Source organism: Aneurinibacillus thermoaerophilus, assembly GCF_900099925.1.
GTDB classification, from domain to species: Bacteria; Bacillota; Bacilli; order Aneurinibacillales; family Aneurinibacillaceae; genus Aneurinibacillus; species Aneurinibacillus thermoaerophilus.
Genome location: NZ_FNDE01000066.1, coordinates 1 through 5,381 on the forward strand (window position 1 = coordinate 1; position 5,381 = coordinate 5,381).

7 protein-coding genes and 1 pseudogene are annotated in these 5,381 nt (G+C 40.7%); 5 read left to right on the forward strand and 3 right to left on the reverse strand.

Features of this window, described 5'->3' with window-relative positions; translation table 11 throughout:
* Nucleotides 1-165: zinc ribbon domain-containing protein (locus tag BLR88_RS18210; RefSeq protein ID WP_139185031.1), on the forward strand; the 165-nt coding region annotated here is incomplete at its 5' end.
* A gap of 1,048 nt (nt 166-1,213) precedes the next feature.
* On the opposite strand, the gene BLR88_RS18215 is transcribed toward BLR88_RS18210, so the two are convergent.
* Together BLR88_RS18215 and BLR88_RS18220 are read right to left on the reverse strand one after the other, a co-directional pair.
* Nucleotides 1,214-1,510, reverse strand: a complete 297-nt coding sequence (locus BLR88_RS18215; protein ID WP_057897577.1) for a hypothetical protein — start codon at nt 1,508-1,510, stop codon at nt 1,214-1,216.
* A gap of 329 nt (nt 1,511-1,839) precedes the next feature.
* A complete protein-coding gene (locus BLR88_RS18220) occupies nt 1,840-2,886 on the reverse strand; it encodes a S8 family peptidase (RefSeq protein WP_057897578.1) in 1,047 nt (348 codons plus the stop codon).
* A 21-nt stretch (nt 2,887-2,907) separates the two neighbouring features.
* Here BLR88_RS18220 and BLR88_RS19815 point away from each other — a divergent pair, with 21 nt between their 5' ends.
* The 3 genes from BLR88_RS19815 to BLR88_RS18230 all read left to right on the forward strand — a co-directional run bounded on the left by BLR88_RS19815 (nt 2,908) and on the right by BLR88_RS18230 (nt 4,282).
* Nucleotides 2,908-3,081: a hypothetical protein gene (locus BLR88_RS19815; RefSeq protein WP_156423989.1), complete on the forward strand. Its 174-nt coding sequence runs from the start codon at nt 2,908-2,910 to the stop codon at nt 3,079-3,081.
* 88 nt (nt 3,082-3,169) lie between these two features.
* A complete protein-coding gene (locus BLR88_RS18225) occupies nt 3,170-3,430 on the forward strand; it encodes a hypothetical protein (protein ID WP_057897579.1) in 261 nt (86 codons plus the stop codon).
* A gap of 210 nt (nt 3,431-3,640) precedes the next feature.
* The gene (locus BLR88_RS18230) at nt 3,641-4,282 is read left to right on the forward strand and encodes a GDSL-type esterase/lipase family protein (RefSeq protein WP_057897580.1); all 642 of its coding nucleotides are present in this window, start codon (nt 3,641-3,643) and stop codon (nt 4,280-4,282) included.
* A gap of 199 nt (nt 4,283-4,481) precedes the next feature.
* Here the strand turns inward: BLR88_RS18230 and BLR88_RS18235 are convergent.
* Nucleotides 4,482-5,057 (reverse strand): annotated as a pseudogene (locus tag BLR88_RS18235) (RNA-guided endonuclease TnpB family protein); the annotation flags it as partial.
* 163 nt (nt 5,058-5,220) lie between these two features.
* On the opposite strand from BLR88_RS18235, the gene BLR88_RS18240 reads away from it, so the two are divergent.
* On the forward strand, nt 5,221-5,381 hold a 161-nt coding region (locus BLR88_RS18240; protein ID WP_175493687.1), incomplete at its 3' end, for a transposase.

Genomic DNA, 5,381 nt, shown 5'->3' on the forward strand with positions numbered 1-5,381 from the left:
TTTGCTTCCTCTCAGATCTGTTCGTGTTGCGGATACCAAAACAAAGAAGTTAAAAATCTTACCTTGCGACAATGGGAATGCCCGGAATGCAATACTTCCCATGACCGCGATGTAAACGCAAGTTTGAATATTCTTGCCGAAGGCAAAAGACGACTATCTGCATAATTGCAGGAACCGCAGGAACTGCGGGGATAGCTTGGGGTACATCATGTACTAATTCTGCTCGGTAGAGCGGACTAGCCAAGAATCTCGTGGCTTTAGCTATGAGAGGTTCAATTATCAAGGTTATTGCTTTAACAAAAAGAAAAAAGTTATGTAAATATCGAATGATGCCAACCGAATTTTCAAAAGCCACGAATAATGACCGAGACATAGGAACGGACAAGTAAAAACAGGCATAGAAATTAAAAGCTTATTCAAAAAAAGTCAATCTGTATTTATTATCAGATTGGCTTTTTTCATTATTTGTAAGTGACAAGCCTGAAACCTTGAAAAAAGACGGTGACCTAACACTCGTCTGTACTTATCTACGTAGTATGCAGTATAGCGTTCAATTCATTGAACATGGGAGGTGATCACATGGGCTTTTTTGGTGACAGAGAGGAAATTGGTGTTATCCTTGTTCTCTTTATCCTCTTGGTCATTATTGCGTGTGCATGTGACTAATAGGTAGGAAAGGATTCCCCTGTTCGTTATATAGCAGCAGGGGAATCTCCTAAGAAACAGTAGGAGAATTACCCCGATATCATTTCCAGAAAACTCAAATCCTCGGATCACTTTTGAGCGATTAAAAGTTATCCTTTTTTACATAACGGGGATATCAGACCACAAAAATGATTCCTATTTCTTCACAGGGGTATTTGTTTCTCTTAAAGAGAGGCATTCGCCTAACACTCGTCCATACCTACCTGAATAGCATGAATTATGTCTTCACCTAAACCTAAACAAGAAGAGAAGAGGACTTTGTGATGGCTTCTTTAGCGAATTTTCAATCCTTCTTACTTTCTTTATTCTTTTGGTGATTATTGTGTGTGCATGTGCCAAGTCATTGATAAGAGCGTCTGTTTTCACAAGGGAAGGAGCTCAAGTCATAAAAGACTGCCAGTAAAGACAACCTTTTTGTCATCCATCACGCACGCTGTCCTCGTTTATCGCAAAACAAAAAACCATGGATGTAGAGTCATCCATGGCAGATAAGAAACAACAGCCCCCCTTAAATGAACAAGAACGGGAATAAGAAAAAGCTGAATGGGAAGAAAAACCGACGGAAGAAAAAACGTCGTCTGCGTCTAAAAAATCTTTGTGCCGTATGAACATCTTCTGCTTTTGTGTTCACGTTCTTCTCCAGGAGTTTAACGGAAGGATCATTAACCGTATAATGGTCCGGCAGTAATACAATAGCGCCTTTGTTATTTACGCTTTCAATCTTTACGTGAAGGGCACCAGCCTTTGTATTAATTACCGTCCATTTCCCTATGTTTTTTGTTAATGTTCGACGAAGAGTAGGCATTCTTTGATTTCTCCTTTCTTGATAAATTCACTATAGGATATGAGGAAATACAACGTCTTGTCTTAGTTAAGTGCCCGAATAATCGTCCAGATTTGGTATCACATTCCTTTCGCCGAATGGACGAAAACAATGGATGATATCCTCAAAAAAGAAAGCATCAAATGTAGGCATACGTCCAGTTGTCGATATGTTTATAACGGTGTTCATTCCACTACGAAGCATTGACGAGACGGACATAGACTTCTGGTATAAACGGAACAGCATTCCTGTTGAATAAAAAAACGCTATGGATTGGTTTCCGTAGCGTTTTTTATCGCTAATGTAGAGTCTTATTCTGAAAGGGGAGAGAGATTCAGGAGCCCATGTCCGTATCCCTTCCGTACTCTACTTCGCTTGTTTAGGCGCTTTAAATAACTTTCAGCCTTAGCGCCATTCAGCTCAGGATGGCGGCTAAGCACGAGAGCCGCTCCACCGCTAACATGCGCGGCTGACATTGAGGTACCGCTCTCCGTCCTATATCCGCTTTTCCAGCTGCTTCTTATGTCTACACCAGGTGCCATCATGTCCACCGGGCCTCTTGTGCTCGAAAAGGAAGCCCGCTTCATCTCCTGATCAACCGCTCCGACTGAGATGACCCATGGAAAACGTGCAGGATAATCTACAAGTCCGCTGCGTTCCCCATCGTTTCCTGCCGATGCAACCAAAATCATTCCCTTCTGGTGAGCTTTTCGTGTGGCGTATTCCAGGGCGGCGTTATAGTTACGGTCTCCAAGGCTCATATTCAGCACTTGTATATGGTTATCCATCGCCCATTCGATGCCCCTGATTACATCACTAATTCTCCCGTTGCCGTCCCGATCCATCACTTTAATCCCATAGAGCTGCGCTTCTGGAGCAACTCCATAAAGGCCACCGGCTCGACCGTTAGCGGCAATGATACCAGCTACATGAGTGCCGTGTCCGTTATCGTCTGCAAAATTGCGACTTTGTCCAATGATATTATATCCTCCAGCAACACGGCCGCGCAGAGCCGGATGCGAGGAGGCAATGCCGGTATCCAGTACGCCTACACGAACGCCCTTCCCTGTACTTTTGGGCCAGGCGTCCGGTGCATGAACGGCCTGAATGTTCCAGGGAATGGGAGATGCAGACGGATTGAAGGTAGAGGGGGCGGCCCGGTGTACCCGGATTTGAATGTCCTCCTCAATAAGGGAAAAAGCGGGATGCTTACTAAAAAATTTGATGTTTTCAACATTAGCAACGATGAAGGGGAAATGCTTGTGGCAGTACAAAATCTCAATCCCATTCTGCTTCATACAGACTTTACGAGCTTGATTCATATTGGCTTTTACATGAATCAGATAACGTTTTGCCATAAATCAGCCTCCTCTTTCTACATGGTAGTACCAGTATATGAAAAATTGAGTGAATGGGGATGTAATAGGAGAAGGGAGATACCTAAATTTTTGCCCTATTTTATGGAAGAAGAGAAGGGATGTAAACAAAATCTTGCTGTATCCATTAGTAAACAAGCAAAAAAAATACTACATTTAACATTTTTAGGACAGTGAAATTCAAAATGTATGCTATTGCCTCGTTACATATCAAAACTTTTAACAATACAATATAGTATCTTACAAGATAGGGGTGAGTACTTGGATGAATATAAATGCTATTATTGAAATTGTTAAGAAGATTCCAAAAGACAAATGGAACGATGAAAAAACGATAAAAAAAGCAATAAAAGCTGCTGGAAAAGTACATGGAAAGACGTTTTCAGAGGCTGAACTTAACAAATATGTTCAGCAGTTTAGAAGTTTTTCTAAAGGTGGAGGCTCTCTTTCCTTGCTATCTATGCTTCTAAAAAGCGGAGTTAATATGGAACAGATTAATGACATTAAGAAAAAAATGCGAAGCTAAATAATTTCCGAACAAAAAATGATGGTAAAAGTGAAAAAGTACGCCGATATACAATTTCACTTTCATCTCCCTTTATCTTTCATATGAAGCACATCTCAATTCTCCGATGGATTTTAAATGAAGGTAGGAACGAAATATATACCGAATAGAAAATCACCCATTCTCCTATCATTAGTTTAAATAAAATCATAAGGGAAGAGGCAAAGAGAAATGAGGAAGGTGTTATCACCTCTACATTACACAGCCATAGGAGACTCTATTACCGCAGGGATTGGAGCTTGGTTTAATTATGGATATGCTCACCAGTATCGAGATTTTATAGAAAAAGATTGGAAAACACGTGTCATTTTTCGTAATTTAGGGCGGCCCGGCTGGACAAGTCAAGAATTGTTGCACAGGATCAGAAATGACATCACCTTTTTCAAAGCCATAAAGACAGCAGATATCATCACATGTTCCATTGGTGGAAACGATTTAATTCAGGCAGGTCGTGTTTATGATAAAACGAAGAATAAAAAAACAGTAGAAATAGCGCTTCAAAATTTTCAACGTAATTTCCTTTCCATTGATCAAAGTATTAAAAACATAAAAAAATCCTCCACTACCTCTTATATGATCTTCTATATCGAACTTTATAATCCGCTGCCTGAATTCCCTCTGGCTCGGCAGTCGGTGAAAAAACTAAATCGAATTCTCCATAAAGCAGCCGACTCCTATACAAAGATTGCCCCTGTATATGCAGCCTTTTTACATCATGAAAATACACTGTTATTTATTGATGGTAAGCACCCAAACTATAAAGGTCATCGAGTAATAGCAGAAACAATTAGAAGATTAGATTATAAACCTTAACACTTGTCTAACTACGTGCCCATCATCTCATGCATCTCTTATTTGACACTCCAAACGGCTGAAGCCGTGGGATTCTTGGTTCGTTAGCGTCCGCAGTCCGTTTCCGTTTTGGACAACGCCCAAGTTCGAGGGTGTGTCATCACCCCGTCCCATGTGGTTAGAGTGTACCCACACGGGCGGCGTACCTGTTACCAGTACGCTAGGCTACTAACCCAGAAATGGCCTTTGCGATATTGATTGCTCCATTTAGATCCGCATGTATGGTGTATCCGCATTTTTTGCACTTGAAGTGTATACCGTTTCGGTTTGCCCTATCCCTATAACCGCATTTACAAGTTTGACTAGTGTAGTCTGGTTTAACTAATTCAAAGCGGATACCTACCATTTCTGCTTTGTACTTAATCATTTTCTGTAGCTGATAGAAAGCCCATGAATGAAGGTTTCTACCAGCTTCTTTTTTAGACTTTGCCCTATTTCGAATATCCGTCAAATCTTCCATTCGAATGATACCAACACCGTTGGTCAATGCGAAATCTACGATTTGACGGCTGATTTTATGGTTCTGATCTTTCATCCAACGAGACTCTTTATCTTTTGATTTTTTGATGGCGGAAAGTTTTTTCAGTTTACCTAGCTTTCTTCGTCTAGCCGCAAAACATCTACGAATAAAAGCAACTTGGTTTCCTTTGAAGAATAATGATTTTGTTCCAACACTGGCGACAGCTATGTATCTCAGTCCTAGATCAACTCCCATGACTTTAGGATTGCGGACGGGAATCCTCTGCCTCTTTAGAGGAGAGATGAGAGTCCGCTTTGCCCTTGTAATCCCCCTTGCGGGGATTACAAGGGCAAATTTTTTGTTATTTTCACTGACTATATGTAATTGAAAACGCTCAATATAATACATGTTAAACAGCTTTTTGTGCTATACTATATGTATGAAAAAATCTACCATAAAACATGCTCGAACCTGTGTCTACAATGTTAATTATCACATCGTTTGGTCTGTAAAATACCGAAGAAAAGTACTCACTTCCGAGATAGAAGGCTACTTGAAAGACCTTTTTCAAGAAATCGCACAGGAAAAAGAGTTTGAAGT